15 protein-coding genes and 1 riboswitch are annotated in these 16995 nt (G+C 47.9%); of the genes, 7 read left to right on the forward strand and 8 right to left on the reverse strand.

The genetic code is table 11. From position 1 onward, the window contains the following. The first annotated feature begins 27 nt into the window (after positions 1 to 27). Entirely contained in the window at positions 28 to 2289 is a 2262-nt protein-coding gene (locus tag JT717_RS14845) for a heavy metal translocating P-type ATPase (RefSeq protein WP_240348121.1), read from the forward strand. A gap of 10 nt (positions 2290 to 2299) precedes the next feature. Next, positions 2300 to 2515, forward strand: a complete 216-nt coding sequence (locus tag JT717_RS14850; protein ID WP_205511279.1) for a heavy-metal-associated domain-containing protein — start codon at positions 2300 to 2302, stop codon at positions 2513 to 2515. A 54-nt stretch (positions 2516 to 2569) separates the two neighbouring features. On the opposite strand, the gene JT717_RS14855 is transcribed toward JT717_RS14850, so the two are convergent. From JT717_RS14855 to JT717_RS14875, 5 genes are all read right to left on the reverse strand, one after another. Then, positions 2570 to 4024 (reverse strand): MFS transporter, encoded by a 1455-nt coding sequence (locus JT717_RS14855; protein WP_240348123.1) that lies wholly within the window; start codon positions 4022 to 4024, stop codon positions 2570 to 2572. A 78-nt stretch (positions 4025 to 4102) separates the two neighbouring features. Next, positions 4103 to 5227: a glycosyltransferase family 9 protein gene (locus tag JT717_RS14860; protein WP_205511281.1), complete on the reverse strand. Its 1125-nt coding sequence runs from the start codon at positions 5225 to 5227 to the stop codon at positions 4103 to 4105. After that, on the reverse strand, positions 5193 to 5777 hold the full coding sequence (locus JT717_RS14865; RefSeq protein ID WP_205511282.1) for a D-glycero-alpha-D-manno-heptose-1,7-bisphosphate 7-phosphatase: 585 nt from the start codon (positions 5775 to 5777) through the stop codon (positions 5193 to 5195). The genes JT717_RS14860 and JT717_RS14865 overlap by 35 nt, the downstream gene beginning before the upstream one ends. Beyond that, on the reverse strand, positions 5774 to 7105 hold the full coding sequence (locus JT717_RS14870) for a glycosyltransferase family 4 protein (protein WP_205511283.1): 1332 nt from the start codon (positions 7103 to 7105) through the stop codon (positions 5774 to 5776). The genes JT717_RS14865 and JT717_RS14870 overlap by 4 nt, the downstream gene beginning before the upstream one ends. Beyond that, positions 7102 to 8082: a glycosyltransferase gene (locus tag JT717_RS14875; protein WP_205511284.1), complete on the reverse strand. Its 981-nt coding sequence runs from the start codon at positions 8080 to 8082 to the stop codon at positions 7102 to 7104. Before JT717_RS14875 ends, JT717_RS14870 begins: the two co-directional genes overlap by 4 nt. Before the next feature lie 212 nt (positions 8083 to 8294). Between JT717_RS14875 and JT717_RS14880 the strand changes: the two genes are divergently transcribed. The 3 genes from JT717_RS14880 to JT717_RS14890 are packed head-to-tail and all read left to right on the forward strand — an operon-like array spanning position 8295 to position 12027. Continuing rightward, a complete protein-coding gene (locus JT717_RS14880) occupies positions 8295 to 9998 on the forward strand; it encodes a carbamoyltransferase family protein (RefSeq protein WP_205511285.1) in 1704 nt (567 codons plus the stop codon). Beyond that, positions 9995 to 10975 (forward strand): glycosyltransferase family 2 protein, encoded by a 981-nt coding sequence (locus tag JT717_RS14885; protein WP_205511286.1) that lies wholly within the window; start codon positions 9995 to 9997, stop codon positions 10973 to 10975. The genes JT717_RS14880 and JT717_RS14885 overlap by 4 nt, the downstream gene beginning before the upstream one ends. Beyond that, a complete protein-coding gene (locus JT717_RS14890) occupies positions 10972 to 12027 on the forward strand; it encodes a glycosyltransferase family 9 protein (RefSeq protein WP_205511287.1) in 1056 nt (351 codons plus the stop codon). The genes JT717_RS14885 and JT717_RS14890 overlap by 4 nt, the downstream gene beginning before the upstream one ends. Here the strand turns inward: JT717_RS14890 and JT717_RS14895 are convergent. Together JT717_RS14895 and JT717_RS14900 are read right to left on the reverse strand one after the other, a co-directional pair. Then, positions 11998 to 12387, reverse strand: coding sequence for a response regulator (locus JT717_RS14895; protein WP_205511288.1), 390 nt, complete (start codon positions 12385 to 12387; stop codon positions 11998 to 12000). The genes JT717_RS14890 and JT717_RS14895 overlap by 30 nt on opposite strands. Before the next feature lie 265 nt (positions 12388 to 12652). After that, positions 12653 to 13015 (reverse strand): response regulator transcription factor, encoded by a 363-nt coding sequence (locus JT717_RS14900; RefSeq protein ID WP_205511289.1) that lies wholly within the window; start codon positions 13013 to 13015, stop codon positions 12653 to 12655. 232 nt (positions 13016 to 13247) lie between these two features. Next, positions 13248 to 13380: riboswitch (TPP riboswitch) on the reverse strand. Between the two features lie 408 nt (positions 13381 to 13788). Here JT717_RS14900 and JT717_RS14905 point away from each other — a divergent pair. Then, positions 13789 to 14937 (forward strand): KGG domain-containing protein, encoded by a 1149-nt coding sequence (locus JT717_RS14905; protein ID WP_205511290.1) that lies wholly within the window; start codon positions 13789 to 13791, stop codon positions 14935 to 14937. A gap of 98 nt (positions 14938 to 15035) precedes the next feature. After that, positions 15036 to 15665, forward strand: a complete 630-nt coding sequence (locus JT717_RS14910; protein WP_205511291.1) for a ferritin-like domain-containing protein — start codon at positions 15036 to 15038, stop codon at positions 15663 to 15665. 63 nt (positions 15666 to 15728) lie between these two features. On the opposite strand, the gene JT717_RS14915 is transcribed toward JT717_RS14910, so the two are convergent. Next, the gene (locus JT717_RS14915; RefSeq protein WP_205511292.1) at positions 15729 to 16886 is read right to left on the reverse strand and encodes a sensor histidine kinase; all 1158 of its coding nucleotides are present in this window, start codon (positions 16884 to 16886) and stop codon (positions 15729 to 15731) included. Positions 16887 to 16995: the final 109 nt, after the last annotated feature.

The following is a 16995-nucleotide window of genomic DNA, read 5'->3' on the forward strand; positions in this document are numbered from 1 at the left end:
ATCTGACCTTTGTACAAAGGTTTTTATATGTCAGCTACAACTATTGATAAAGAGAAAAGGAATATGGTCCGCCAGACCACGGTAAAGAAAACATTTCCCGTGCTGGAAATGACCTGTGCCGCCTGTGCCATCAGTGTAGAGTCGATGCTGAAGTCGGCAGCAGGCGTAAAAGATGCAGGCGTTAATTTCGCCAATCAAAGCGCCTGGGTAGAATATGATCCCTCCATGGCAACCACCGCCGATCTGCAGAAGACGGTCCGCTCCATTGGCTACGACCTGGTCATCGATGAAGCGAACAGCACTGAAATAAAAGAAGCAGCCCAAAAGGAACATTACAGATCCTTACAACAACGAACGGTCTGGGCCTCCATTTTGTCTCTGCCCGTAGTGATCATCGGCATGTTCTTTATGGATCTGCCTTATGGTAATTATATTTCCATGCTGCTTACATTGCCGGTAGTAGGCTGGTTTGGCCGCACATTCTTTATCAACGCCTGGAAACAGGCCCGCCATGGTAAAGCGAATATGGATACGCTCGTGGCATTGAGCACGGGCATCGCCTTTTTATTGAGCGCATTCAATACCATTAACCCCGGCTTCTGGCATGCGCGTGGTATTCACCCGCATGTGTATTACGAAGCAGCCGCGGTGATCATTGCCTTTATCTCACTGGGTAAACTACTCGAAGAAAGGGCTAAATACAATACTTCTTCCGCTATTAAAAAATTAATGGGACTGCAACCAAAAACGGTTCGGGTTCTCATGAATGGCCAGGAGCAGGAATTGCCGGTCTCTGCGGTATTGCCCGGTTATACCATCCTGGTAAGGCCCGGCGAAAAAATAGCCGTTGATGGTATTGTTGTATCAGGGTCCTCTTTTGTTGATGAAAGTATGATCACCGGCGAACCGGTACCGGTTCAAAAGCAAAAAGACAGCAAGGTCTTTGCCGGTACGGTTAACCAGAAGGGCAGCTTTCAGTTCATAGCCGAAAAAGTAGGCAATGACACCATGCTGGCCCATATTATACAAATGGTACAGGAAGCGCAGGGCAGTAAAGCGCCGGTACAGAAACTGGTCGACAAGATCGCCGGCATCTTCGTACCGGTAGTGATCGGCATTTCCATACTCACCTTCGCCGTATGGATGCTGGCAGGGGGCGACCATGCATTTACCAATGCGCTGTTGACCGCCGTAACGGTACTGGTCATTGCTTGTCCATGTGCGTTAGGACTGGCAACACCTACCGCCATTATGGTCGGCATCGGTAAAGGCGCCGAACACAATATCCTCATCAAAGACGCGGAAAGCCTGGAGCTCGCTTATAAAGTGAATGCGGTTATATTAGATAAAACCGGCACTATTACGGAAGGCAAACCAGTCGTAGCGCAAATGAACTGGTTAGCCAGCGAAAAAGAGAATATCGTTTTAAAACAGGTGCTGTACAGCCTGGAAGTAAGATCAGAGCACCCACTGGCCGAAGCTGTCGTTAATGAGCTGAAAAAAGAATCTGTCAGCGGTGTGCCTCTAAGCGGTTTTGAAAGTATCACTGCCAGGGGGGTAACCGGCCTCTTTAATAGTGTTCGCTATTACGTGGGCAACCGGCAGCTGATCGATGAGAAACACATTTCCATCCACCAGCACCTGCAGTCCGCCGCCTCCCTGTTGCAACAGCAGGCCCATACCGTGATCTATTTTGCAGATCAGCAACAGGTGCTGGCCATTATAGCCATTGCCGATAAAATAAAATCCAGCTCTGTAAAAGCCGTAGAGCAATTACAAAATATGGGCATCGAGGTATATATGCTCACCGGCGATAACCAGCAAACGGCTGAAGCGGTAGCCCGGGAAGCAGGCATTACGCAGTTTACAGCCGGTATGCTGCCCCATGAAAAAGCTGAATTTGTCAAAAAACTGCAAGAGCAAAATAAAGTAGTGGCCATGGTGGGCGACGGCATCAATGATTCGCAGGCCCTGGCGCAGGCCGATGTAAGCATAGCCATGGGTAAGGGGTCGGATATTGCGATGGACGTAGCCAAAATGACGCTTATCACCTCCGACCTGCAATCGATTCCCCGCGCCCTGGTGCTTTCCCGCAAAACAGTGCGCACCATCAGGCAGAACCTGTTCTGGGCGTTTATTTACAATTTATCCGGTATACCGCTTGCAGCAGGTGTATTGTATGCGTTCAACGGATTTTTATTAAACCCGATGATCGCCGGCGCCGCCATGGCCCTGAGCTCTGTGTCAGTAGTGACCAATAGTTTACGATTAAAAACAACCAAATTATAAAATCGACAATATGGAAAGTATAAAATTCCGGACGAACATTAAATGCGGTGGCTGTATTGCCACAGTGACCCCTTTTTTAAATGAGGCAGTAGGAGAGAATAACTGGCAGGTGGATCTTCAATCACCCGAAAAAGTATTGACCATTCATACAGGTGATAAAACAAAAGAAGCGACCGTGATCCAGAAACTGCAGGAAGCAGGCTATAGAGCGGAAGCAGTCAGTTAACAACTCCTTTGGCACGACCAACCATCCGGCCGCTAAGGCCGGATGGTTGTTTTTTTAAGAAATGCTGTTGACATCTTCCGCCACTTCCTTTTGTTTTCTGCCCGGCACCCGTTTGCGGATGAGCTGGCGGAATGCATCGTGCAGATCGATGATCTGGCCGATCAGGAAGTACTCGCGCAAATTACTTTTTATATTACTGCGGATCATTCGCCGCACCACATTCTTGGCCACCTCACCGGTCTCTTTCACATTCACCAGCAGCTCAACCGCAACAAAGGCAAGACCGGCCGCGATCAGGAACAGGAAGGTGAATTCATGCAGGCTCAATAAATGGATCACTTTCTGCCAGTGTGGGCCTTTCCATTGGGCATCTACCGACAGGGTCCTGGTACTGAAATAATCGGCCAGGTAACCACCGATCAGCGGTGCAATAAATGAGAAAAGAGCGGTAATGATATTTTTCGTGGAGAGATATACCACCGATTCTTCCGCCGGCGACAGCTTCAGGCTGATATTTGTCAGCGACAGGTTGATGCCCGCATTGCTGATGCCCGTACCGGCATGGATCACCAGCAGCAGCAGCAGGTTCAGATATTCCCGCGTATAAATGCCAACATAACACCAACCCAATAACACCAGGATATACAGGGGCGCACAAATGGCTATAATGGTTTTATTACTGAACCGGTCGGCAAACCGCCCCCACATTCGAACGGTTAAAATACTGCAGAGCTGGCTGATGATCGTGAACCCAATGATATAGGAAATAGACAGTCCCAGCCGCTTCATCATGAACACCACAAAAAAGGGAGTGGCAATATTCAGGGCAAATACCCAGGCCGAATTAAATACCAGTAAACGCCGGAAATTATGATCCCGCAGCGGCCGCTGCAGAATGGTAAGGATATTACCGGTTGTTACTTTGCCGAGCGGTTCAGGCGTTGCCGACAGAAAGAGGGCGCTGCTGATGCCGGCAATGCCCCCCGCAATGAACAGGCACGCATAGACATTCAACTCGGCAGTGATGCGGTGGTTCCTGGTATAGTCAACGATAAAGGCGGTAGCCAGGCCCAGTACAATGTTCAGCAATTGGGTATAACTGGTGCGGCGGGAAAAATAAACTCCCAGTTGTTTCTCCGGAACGAGGTCTTTCATCCAGGCATTCCAGCATGGCCCGGCCACCGATCCGAAGAAATAATGAAAGAACAATATGAAGATGATCGTTTCAACCGGGATGTTCTTGAAGAACAGGATCAGCAAACCAATGATCAGTAAAGGCGTTCTTGCCAGCAGGGAACAAACCACGGTTACTGCCCGCCGGTTATTGAAACGGCGTACCAGCCAGATCGATAATAATTGAAAAACATTGGTGATGGTAGGTAATCCCGCCAGTAAGCCGATCTGAAAATTATTGGCATTCAGCAATAACACCATGGCAACAAGGAATGTACCACTCGTAAATGTGATCATTGCTTCGGAAGCCAGTCCATCGCCTATCACCAGCCTCATGCCCCTTTGTACTTGCTTGTCCGTTAATATCGGTTCAGGCCGCCATGACATAATAATCCATTTTCAAACTGTTATAAATTACAGTATAAGGGTATCAGGTGCTATATATTGCATTCCTGTTTTTTGCTGCAATAATGATTCCAACGTGCGGGCGATCACAGCAGGCTGGGGCAGTTCAGGTTCCTGTATCATGCGGTTATTGCGCACATAACTGATCACTTCATTTTTACTCTGCAACCCGGCTGGTACATTCCAGGCAAAAATCCGACCCCATACCTTCCAGGGCGTATGCTGGGGATTCGTTAACGCATACAATACGATCACCGGCGTTTGCCGGGCAGCTGCTATATGAATAGTGGATGTATTTACCGATACAATTACGGCAGCCCCATCGGCCAGGGCAATAAACTCACCAATGCTCAGCTTTCCGGCCAGGTCGATGGCCACATCGCCGATGCCGGCGGCAATAGCGCCTGTAAGCCCGCTTTCTTTCGCTGTTCCTGTAAGCAAGATGGGTAAACCGGTATGTGCCACCAGCTTCCCCAATTTGATCCATTCCTCTACGGGATACATTCTTTTTTCTTCGCTTACCCCCGGATGAAATACCAGATACCCTTTGGTCAGATCTGCCGGCAGTGTATGCAGTTTCACCAGCATGTTCTGGTGATCCGCCTTACTCACTGTCAACAACAACCGGTCGTCGGATGTTGTAGCGCCGGTCACCGCTACCAATGCCAGGTCGCGTTTTACCTGGTGCTGAATAAAGCTGTAAGGTTCCTTATCTGGCAACCAGTGGGTGAGCAGGTCGTATGGATTTTCCCTGCTGTACGCCAGGCGCAGGGGAATACCCGCCATCATAGTTAATAATGCGGCAGGCAGCGCGCTCTGGCTGTAAACGGTGAAGATGATGGCTGCATCAAACCGGTAGTCGCGTAAGAGCGCTACCAGTTCAAGCATCTCGGTGCCCGCAGTAGCTGCATTCGATCTTATCCAGGGCAGATCACGGACGATCACATCATCTATGACCGGGATAAAACCCGTTATGCTTTGCGCCATGGTAGAGGTAAGCACTGTTATATGACAAAGAAAGCTTTCCTTCAATGCTCTTAAAGCAGGTGTTGTCATGATCAGGTCACCCATATTGTCGGCCCTTATGCACAGGATCTTTTTACACGTGTTCCACACTGGCTCTTGCTTTAGCATGTTCAATAATAATGGCAGCCGCATCCTTCCAGTTTTCACATACAAAGGCAGGCCGCCGGCTATCGGTCAGTACCCATTCGGTTTCATTGCCATTATTTAATAATATCGAAGTGCAACCAGCCCGGTTACCGGCTTCGGCATCATGTAAGATATCGCCGATCATCCACGAGCTTTCGAGATCTATATCCATTTCCATCGCCGCCTGCAATAACATGCCGGGCAATGGTTTCCGGCAATAACAGGCTTTTGCGAAGGGCGCGCGGTCACCTTCCGCATGATGCGGGCAATAATAATAACCATTTAACCGTACGCCGTTTTCCAGTAATTTATTTTCAATGAACCGGAAAACCTGGTGTATATCTTCTTCTGTAAAATAAGAAAATGCAATACCGGGCTGGTTGGATATGATGATCAACTGAAAGCCAAACGCCTGCAGCAACTGCAACGCTTCAATGGCATGTTCTTCAAATTCGATCAGGCTGGTATTCACGTTATAGGGCACATCTTTGATCAGGGTGCCGTCTTTATCAATAAACACCGCCCTGTTCATACTACAGAACTTTTAAAGCCAGGCAACAGGTTCAGCAGGTTCAGCAAGGTGGTGTGATCTGCTGCCCTTTGCATAACAGGCACTTTGGCCGGTTTCTGCACATCGGTCAATACCTGGTGATACACCTGGTGCATGGAAGCAGCGATCTTGTTCCAGGTAAAATAATGTCGTACGTGCTTGATGGCATTCTTACACATCGTACGATGCAGTTCCGCGTCGGTGAGCAAAAGATTGATCTTATCTGCGAGGGCGGGAGGATCATTGGGCGGCACCAGGAAACCGGTATACTCATCCACCACACTGTATTTAATGCCGCCTACATTACTTCCGATCACCGGTGTGCCGCAGGCCATCGCTTCCAGCGGTGTAATGCCAAAAGGCTCATACCACGGCGTGGAAATAAATACATCGGCAGCAGCATAATAATATTTCAACAGCGCACGGCCTTTACGTCCGGTAAATATCACCTGGTCATACACGCCGCTTTCCCTGGCCACCTGTTGCAGGCGCCCTATTTCAGGGGTTGATGCCGGATCGGGAGAATCGGCTTCACCACCCACTACAAGTAATTTGATCCTGCTCTTTTGTTTATTCACCTCACCCAATGCCCTGATCACATTGTCCACGCCTTTTCGGGGCACCATTCTGCCCAATTGCAGAATGATCTTTTCCTTGCGGGACAACTTCAAATGATCCCGCGCCTCTTCTTTTTCTATTGGATAGAATTCTTTCGGGTTGAAACCACAGGGCACGATCACGATCTTATCGGGATCTGCATAATAATGATCCAGCAGATCTTCTTTATCCTGCGGGCATTCTGCCACGATCAGGTTGGCGTCGTCTATAATATGTTTTTCGATGATCGTTCTTTCCGGCGGAAATCCATCCTGTTGCTTCTGATGCAGCTGGCGCACCAGCCCCAGGGCATGAAAAGTAACAACATAGGGTATACCCGTGGTCTTTTTTATATTCGATGCTACCAGGGCCGACATAAAGAAATGAGCGTGTATCAACTCATAATACAATTCATGCCGGCTCATAAAGAACAACATCTGGAAAGTGAATTCCTGCATGTATTGTAATAACTGCTCCTTGGGAATATATTCTGCGGGGCCTGCTGTAACATGAATGATCCGTACACCGGGCTTCCATTCAACCACTTCAGGAGCAGAAGCGCTGTCCCTCCGTGTGTATATATCAATATGATATCCTTTTCGAACCAGCTGCATGCTAAGTTCAGCGACATATACATTTTGTCCGCCATTGTCAATGCCACCCAATAAAGCCAGGGGGGAAGCATGCTCGCTGATAAAGGCAATCCTTGTCATACCGTCACATTTTTATTGTTGATCGCAAATTGAAATACCTCGTTCCATTCCCGGGCAAAGCGCTCTATATTGAAATGTTCCAGGGCAACTTGCCGGGCACGCGCTCCCATAGTGATTGCCAGTGACCGATCATGTAACAGTCGTTTCATGTCAGTTATCAGCGCATCAACATTGGTGTTGATGAATGCCGATTCACCATTTCTAAGCAGATTGGCATATTCAGTAGTAGCCAGCGACACAACAGGTAATCCTGCCATCATCGCTTCACATACCGAAAGCCCAAAACTGGTATGCCGTATCGGATTGAATAGAAACCGGTAACGGGTAGTGAAGGCGGTCAATTGAGGAAACAATACTTCACCCAGACCACCATATTTCTCTGTGCCCATACCTGCCAGGTCAACAGGCACTTCTGCACGTACCTGTTCATAAACATCCCAGCCGGTAATGCGGCCGCGTTCTTTAATATGATTTATGACTACGATCCCTTTTTCGAGTTCCCCATTATAATGATGTGTGGGCTCTGTTATGCCATGCTCGATCACCCTCACCTGTGGAACGTTGTTCTTCCACATTAATTTATTATAGTGGGTCACATGAACCAGCACCACCTCCTCATCTGTCAGGGGATGCGGTGAATTCACCGGATGTGGTTCCGGTGCATTGTGCTCGAGATAAACAGCCGGCAATTGACGTTGCTCCGCTGATAATACCTCGTACTGATCGATGCGGTAATTTTTCTCCGACTGGAACAGGATGCAATCGAATTGATGTTCCTTCACTGCATCAACAGGAACTTCGATCACATTGTCGCCAAACAAAAAAGTGTTGCCCCTTCCGTAATAACCTTCATCTTTTTTGTCGTTGACGGGAATATAAATGTCAAATCCACATTGAGAAAGATAATACAAATAGCTTCCGTGAATATGCCAGGTGAACAGTTTAAGCCTGTCTGTTTGTCGTACAAATGAAGTCATAACGGTAATCTCATTTAATGTTGAACTTCTCATTATTGCATAAAAGTGATGCCGCATGAACATGTGGAAATAGGGAAACGCTTCTCTGGTTTTCAATTTTTTATATAGCGTTATGTCCACAACTTGGCTAGACAATATGTAAAATCACACCGGGTAAGGTATTTGATGCGTTCGCCAGATATTAACCATCATCACAAAAAATTATCGCCCACATGTATACACTTGGCATAAATGCAGCATTTCACGACTCAGCAGCTGCACTGATCAAAGACGGTGTTTTGATTGCAGCCGCAGAAGACGAACGGTTCACACATATTAAACATGGTAAGCGACCCATTCCATTTTCAGCGTACGAACTTCCATTCCACGCCATTGATTATTGCTTGCAGGAAGCCGGCATCACGATGAATGAAGTTGATCATATTGCGTATTCCTTCGATCCTGCTTTGCTAAAGAACCATCAGCAAAACGGCAACGGCAACAACAATGTTGGCGCCAGCATATTTGCTGAACAATGGAACGATCTCTTCCTTTCTTATATGCAGCAGGCGCCCCAGCATTTGCGCGATGGATATCCCCATCACCTGCAAAAGCGGTTTGCCGGCCTGGTTATTCAACCGGAGAAATGGCATTTCGTGGAACATCATATTGCCCATGCAGCCAGCGCCTTCTTTCCCTCGCCTTTTAAAGAAGCAGCTATATTAACACTCGATGGGCGGGGCGAGCTGGCCAGCACCAGTTATTTTCTGGGAAAAGACAACACCATGCAGAAGATCGGTGAAGTATGTATGCCGCATTCACTGGGCATGTTATATGAAAAGATGACCACCTACCTGGGTTTTCTGCATTCCTCCGATGAATATAAAGTGATGGCCCTGGCTTCTTATGGCAAGCCGGTTTATCTTGATAAATTCAGATCCTTCATTCATATGGATGGCAAAGGCTGTTATACCATCGATGATTTTTCACCGGAAGAAGCATTTGGTCCGGCCCGCAAGAAAGGAGCCACCTTCGAACAACGGTATTTCGATATTGCCCATTCCTTGCAGAAAGTGCTTGAAGAAACGGTATTACAACTGGCGCACTGGTTATATAAAGAAACCAAACAGGAGAACCTGTGTATTGCAGGTGGGGTAGCATTGAATTGTGTGCTGAATGCCATTATAAGAGATAAAGGACCTTTCAAAAATGTATGGGTGCAACCGGCAGCCGGTGATGCAGGTACGGCCCTGGGCGCTGCCATCTGGATCGACCGGAAATTCAATGCCGGCACCCCGGCGCAGCCGATGGAACATGCTTATTGGGGCCCTTCATATTCAGATGCCGATGTAGAAGGTTTATTGCAATGGATGAAGATCCCGTACCGGCGATTGAACAATGTAGCTGCAGAAACAGCCAGCCTGCTGGCGCAGAACAAGGTCATTGGCTGGTTCCAGGGCAGAATGGAATTCGGGCCCCGTGCATTGGGCAGCCGCTCCATACTGGCTTCACCAGCCGAAGCTTCGATGCAGCAAAAGCTGAATGAGATCAAAGACCGCGAAGACTTCAGGCCCGTGGCGCCGGTGGTTATGGAAGAAGTGGCAGGGGAGTGGTTTGAGAATGCTACGGTTTCCCCATTCATGTTGTTCGTGTATAATATTAAACCCGACAAGGCCGATAAAATACCAGCGGTACGGCATGTGGATGGCACCGCCCGCATTCAAACCATCAATAAAAAGCAGCATAAACTGTATTACGATCTGTTGCACGAGTTCAATAAACTTACCGGGGTACCGGTGCTCATCAATACCTCCTTCAATACCAGGGGCGAGCCTATTGTATGTTCACCCAAGGATGCTATTGCCTGTTTCTGGACTTCCCCCTTTGATGCGTTGGTGATCAATTCATTTTTACTGGAAAAAAATGCCGTTGCATGAAACCCTGGATCTCTGTTGTGATCGCCACCTGGCAGCGTACCCATTTGATACAACGCTGCCTGGAGGCCCTGGTAAAGCAAACAATGCCCGGGAACAGTTACGAGGTGATCATTGTTACCGACGGACCCGACCCCGCCACCGTTAAATTCATGAAGCAATGGCTTAGGAACTATCAGGGTAAGGTAGCCGTAACCTGTATTTCCCTGCCCGTTAAAAAAGGCCCTGCCGCAGCCCGCAATGCCGGCTGGCGCAAGGCCCTAGGCGAACTCATTGTTTTCACCGATGATGACTGTGTTCCACAACCGGAATGCCTGCACAAGTACTGGGTAGCGTATACCCCGTACCGCGACACGGCCATTGCTTTTTCCGGCCGTATTAAAGTGCCTCTCTCGGGTTTGCCTACCGACTATGAAAAAAATACGGCGCAGCTGGAACAGGCCCGCTTTGTAACCGCCAATTGCGCCTGCAGCCGCAAAGCCCTGGAGCTCACCGGCGGGCTCGATGAAGAATTCACCATGGCCTGGCGCGAAGACACGGCCCTGGAATTTGACCTCAGCGAAAAGGAGATCCCGATCATCAAAGTACCCGAAGCGGTGATCGTTCATCCGGTACGGGCAGCTTCCTGGGGCATAAGCATTAAGGAACAAAAGAAAAGTATGTTCAATGCCCTGCTGTATAAGAAACATGCATGGCTATATGAAAAAAGCAATATGGAACGGCCGCCCCGGTACTATTATTTAATCACCTGCCTCTTACTGCTGGCATTGATCTTCGCTTTTCATAACAGCACAGGGACCATTTTTTGCATGGCAGTTTGGGTAATACTTACCGGCTGGTTTGCCTGGAAAAGACTGAAAGATACGTCCCGCAGCCTGCCGCATGTAGCCGAAATGATCTTTACCTCAGCCATTATACCGGTAGTTTCCGTTTACTGGAACCTGTATGGCGCTGTAAAATTTAAGACCTTTTTTGTATGATGACATTTACCACTGAAAAACCGAAGATCGCCCTGCTCAGGGCCCTGCAATTAGGCGATATGCTTTGCGCTGTTCCCGCATTCCGGGCTTTGCGCCAGGCTTTTCCACCGGCAGAGATCAGCCTGATTGGTCTGCCCTGGGCGGGCTCTTTTGTTCAACGGTATAACCAGTATATCGACCGGTTGATCGTATTCCCCGGTTATCCGGGCCTGCCGGAACAACCGTTCTCCCAAACAGCCTGGGATAAGTTTGTGGAACAGATGCGGCAGGAACAATTTGATTGCATTATCCAGATGCAGGGGAATGGCACTATTGTTAACGAAATGCTGCAACAGCTGGGCGCCAGGCAGCTCGCCGGCTTTCACCGCCACGATTGCCGTATGGACCCCGAATGGTTTACAGAGTATCCCGAAACGGAACACGAGATCAACCGCCACCTGTTATTGATGCAACACCTCGGCATCCGGGATACCAATCCACAGCTGGAATTTCCCATTACTGATGAGGAAGAAGAGAGCATGCAGGAGCTGGTCCCTTTTGTACATTATGAAAAATATGTAGTGGTGCATCCCGGTTCGCGGAGCGCTGCCCGGCAATGGCCGCCCTGCTATTTTGCAGCCATGGCCGATCACTGCGCCCAGAACGGTTACCGCGTGGTGCTCACCGGTACGGCCGATGAGAAGTATCTTACAGACTATGTGGCTGCGTTAATGCAGCATAAAGCCGTTAACCTGGCAGGAAAAACAAATCTGGGTGTCGTAGCCGCACTCATTAAAAATGCCAGCCTGCTCATCGCCAATTGCACGGGCGTTTCCCATATTGCAGCCGGCACCCGAACACCCAGTATCATTATCAGTATGGATGGCGAACCGCATCGCTGGGGACCATTGAACCGCGAACTGCATCATGTATTTGACTGGACAAGCAAAAAATCATTTACGGAAGTATATCACCAGTTGTGCCACCTGATCACTACAGAACAGAAAAAAGAGATTGGATTAACGAAACCGGTAGCCATACAATTAGGAGCAATGGGATTTGTTGCTCAGTAGGACCGACAGCTCATCGAGCAGCATATGAATATTTTCAGGTTTGTGAATACAATAAGATGCACCTGATTGCAAAGCCTTTTTGCGATCAGCTTCACTAATATGAGTGGAATATATCACAAACACCGCACGATGCAACTTTTCTACCTGCTTCAACTGCTTCAAACAACAAAAACCATCGTGTTTGGGCATATTGATATCTATAAATACAAAATCGGGCTGTAGTTCATTCAATAATTCAGTCGCCTCTTCCAGATTGCTGGCCCAAATACAACGGCTGTCATTTTTGGCCATTTCCAACGCCAGTTTGATAATATAATACTCCTCTTCATCATCATCTACCAGTAAAATTGTTTTTTGCATACTACTATCATTTGACAAGGTTAAGGTTACATCCGGGTTGCAGGATGTACCAGCAGGACAATAGATCTCAGTTCCCTGGTAAGGACAGAGGCGTCAGATCAATGCTGCTGTTATGGCAAGCCTCACGTATAAAACCATTAAGGGTTGATAAAAAAAAGAGTTGATGGGAATATACAATAAGAGAAATGATGTATGTACAAACGGAGTGCTGTTGTTGTACCGTAGGTGGTATAAAGATACCTACTTCACCATGACTAAAAAAAAATTATTTTAGGCCATCGATGAGTTTCTCAGCTGTCTGCAAGAGCTGTTGATTGGAAAAGGGTTTTTCCAAATAGGCGTCGGCCCTGGCTTCTTTTGTCAGTGCATGCAAATGCGGCGTGGCCGATAAAATGATGACAGGAATTTGTTTTGTTGATTCAGTGTCTTTCAGATGCCGGCAAATATCCAGACCGTCTACGCCCGACAATTGTTTGTCAACAATAAACAGGTCCGGAATGTCGAACTTTTCAGTAAAAATAAAATTGCCATTTAAATAAGTAGCCGTATTGAAACCTGCACGGGTCAATAATATGCTTATGGCATCTGATATGGCAGGATCGTCTTCAATGATAATTACTTTCTTCATGAGTATGTACAGTATGCTGATGCTGGTGAGCGTGCGCGTTCTGCTTTTTGTTATATCAGCTGCAATAAACAAGCCCCGGACCATACCGGTTTGCTGCACCAGCATGGCTTGCAGGAGCACCCGACGTAAATCAGCGAATTGATGAAGGTTTTGCAGAAGATTATTGCAAAAAGAAAGATTTAACGACCTGTGGCTGTTGAACACAAAAAAAAGACTCCGGATGTACCGGAGTCCCCATGTATTCTTCAGTCCCTTCGCTGGCATTATCCAGATCAGGTCGTCGGGGTATACTCTCAGGTTCAATTTTCATGAGTAGGTTCCTCACGGATTCTTCTCATCTTATTTAACCACCCCCTTGAAGAATATCTGACTTATAGCTAAAAAATACGTGCCACCAGTTGCACGTTTAGGCGGCAACAGGCCCACACACATATTGAGGAATATTGTCGGCACCGTTCACCACAATAAAAAAAATGGGGTTTATTTTTTTAAATCAGTGCATAATAAATAGCTTTATTGCAGAACGGTACCCTGTCTCCAGCTCACCGCTTATTTATACACTTCTGCAACAGGTGTGTTCTGTTAATTAATTACAGTTTAAATATCGATGTCAGGCACCGATAATTTTCATGTATAACGTGAAGTAATAAGCGTTTTTGTTCCCGCACCGCATAAACCGTCGATCAGTGTTTACAACAATAAAGCAATCAATACAGTGAGCATTAAAATTGCAGTATATGGTTCACATTTTCTAACGATTAAACACTTTAATTATGACTAGAAGAGATCGCCAGGGCAGCCAGGGTTCCGGCCGCCAAAACGAAAGAAACCGTGGCCGTTACGGTTCACAGGGGCGTAATGAAGGCTATGGACAGCAAGGTGGTTATGGGGGAATGCAGGGTGGTTATGGACAGGAGGAGTATGGACAACAGAGAGGCTATGGTGGCATGCAGGGTGGCTATGGTCAGCAGGGTGGTAACAGAGGACAACAGGGAGGTTTCGGTGGATCAGGTGGATATGGACGGGGTGGATATAGAGAACAGCAAGGTGGTTCCGGTGGATACGGACAACAAGGATATGGCAATCAGGGCGGCTATGGCCAGCAAGGCGGCTGGGGCGGACATCAGGGTGGTTATGGACAGCAAGGCGGCTATGGCCAGCAAGGCGGCTGGGGTGGTCAGCAGGGTGGCTGGGGAGAACAGCAAGGTGGTTATGGCAGCATGCAGGGCGGCTTCGGCGGGTATGGCCAGCAAAGTGGCTATGGCCGGCAGGGCGGCATGGGCATGGGCCAGGGATATGAAGGCGGATACGATGAGGATTATGATGAAGATGAAAACCAGTCACGTATGCAGGGCCGCTACAGGGGTCAGGAAGAAGAATATGATGAAGATTATGACGATGATGACGATTATGGCATGCAGGGCCAGTATGGTGGCGGAGAAGAGGAAGATGATGAATGGTATATCGAAGAAGATGAAGAAGACGAAGATGAATACGGCGGTGGCCAGCAGCACCAGATGCAGGGCCGTTCGCGCCAGGGATTCGGCAGCCAGCAGGGCCGTATGGGCGGCATGCGTGGCCAGCAGGGAGAAGAGTATGATTATGATGAGGAAGAAGGTGGCAGATCTTCCTTCGGCGGCCGCTCATCACAGCAGGGTCAGCAGGGACGTGGTAACCGTTCTTCATCATCATCCGGCCGTTCCGGCAGCAGTGGCACTTCCCGCCGTGGATTTGCCAGCATGCCAAAAGACGAAGTACGCCGCATAGCCCGTATGGGCGGAGAAGCCCGCAATCAGGGCAGTTCTTCCGGCAACAGAAGCCGCTCCGGCTCCAGCAGCAACCGCTCAAAACAAAGCGGATCCAGCGGCCGTAAAAGCCGCTCAGGTTCCAGCAGCAACCGCAGCAGAAGCAGTTCCAGGTAATACCTGGTGTGTATAAGAACCGGTTTATAATTCAGGATAGAGCGAAACGCTCTATCCTTTCCATTCACTAATTTATAAACACGATAAAACTTTTTAATATGGCCACGGCTACAGAAACAGGCAAACATAAAAACGGGCACTTGCCCGAAACAACTGAAAGCAAGAAAAAAGGCGGGATGCAGCAAGGGGCCGATGAATCACCATCTTACCTGCAAAGATTTTTTATCGACCAGGTAAAAGATATGTATTATGCCGAGCAGGAACTATTGAAGGCAATGCCTGAAATAAAAAATGCCGCCACTACCGAAGAACTGGAAGATGCCATAGAAGATCATATGCGACAAACACAAAGGCATGTGAAACGGCTTGAAAAGATCTTCCACATGATCGGACAAAAACCGGAGGGGAAAAGATGTGAAGCCATGGATGGCCTCATCAAAGAGTGTAAAACCATTATCCGCGAAACCGAAGAAAATACCATGACCCGCGATGCCGCATTGATCATCGCCGCCCAGAAAATAGAGCACTATGAGATCGCTTCCTATGGCGGACTGGTAGCGCTGGCATTGACCATGGGAATGGAAAGAGCTGCAGACATTCTGGATAAAACACTCGCAGAAGAAGAAATGAACGATCAGTTGTTAACAGATATAGCCGAAACCTATATCAATGTAGAAGCAGAGCACGAAGGTGCTTACAACTGGGATAAAAAAATATGGGTAGTTTAGTATAGCCCTGAAATTGCAGTAAAGATCAACCCTTCCACCCAACAGTGGAAGGGCTGATCTTTTTTATTCAGTGGGTAAATAACACTCGAAGGTAGCGCCGCCATCGGCATGCGGTATTGCCTGGATAAATCCATCGTGGGCTTCAACGATCTTCTTGGCAATTGCCAGGCCCATGCCCGAACCATGGTACAGCGTTTTCGGATGCAGCTTTTCAAACATGATGAAAATGCGGCTGGCATATTGCGGCTCGAAGCCAATACCGTTATCGGTGAATGTCAGCAACAGCATTTTTTTATCGGCTCTTTTAAAGCCGGCGGGTAATTCATCGTCCTGCACCAGGCGGCAGCTGATGTTCACCTGCGGCAGGTTACCGGGCGCCTGAAACTTCAGGCTGTTATCGATCAGGTTATAAAAAAGCGTTTGCAGCATGTCTCTGTAGCCCCGGATCACCGGCAGTTCACCTGCAGTGACCACTGCCTGCTTTTCCGTTATTTTGTTTTGCAGTTTGAGCTGCACATGCCTGAACACCTCATTAAGATCAATGGTAGTACGCTCCTGGTTAAAGCTATTGATCTGGCTGAGGGCGCTGATATCATCCAACAGCAAATTCATGCGGTTCAGCGAAGCCTGGATCCGGCGGATATTCGCCTTTCCGCCATTCGACAGCGAATTGCCTTCCGATTTCATCAGCAATTCAAAAGCGGTATATACATGCCGCAACGGTTCTTTTATTTCATTAGACGTTATATACGTAAAGGTCGCCATCTCGGTAGAAGCGGTTTCCAACTGCCGGTATTTGTGTTCAAGCGCATCATTCAATTCCTGCAATTTCTTCTCAGCCTTTTCGCGGTGCGCCACATCGTGCATAATATTCATCACCCCTTTAACATGACCCTCGTCATCTTTTAAGGGAATGAAATGATTCTCATAATTCTGCCGGTTTAATAACCCTTGCCGGGCAGGTAGAAATGTTTTCTTGCCACGCATGGCAAATTCAATGGCATCCATTAAATCCCTGTCTTCCTGCAATTGCGGGAACACTTCCAGAAAACGTTTGCCAACAATTTCGTTTTTCTCAAGACCGGTTACCTGCGCGGCCGTTTTGTTCCAGGCGATAATACGCCATTCATCATCAATAGCCATCACCCGGTCAATGCTGGAGTCATTGAGCATTTCATATAGGTTGGCAAGAGCATGTGGTTTTTGTGCATCTCTTTGCATGGAAAGGTATTTAGGTAATGTATGTATCGAGAACCTGTAAAAAACACTGTATAGAAGCACTGTTATGATACAGTATATAAGAGCTAAGGGAGTACAGGCAACAAATATA

The sequence above is a fragment of the Longitalea arenae genome, assembly GCF_016924755.1.
Lineage (GTDB): Bacteria > Bacteroidota > Bacteroidia > Chitinophagales > Chitinophagaceae > Niastella > Niastella arenae.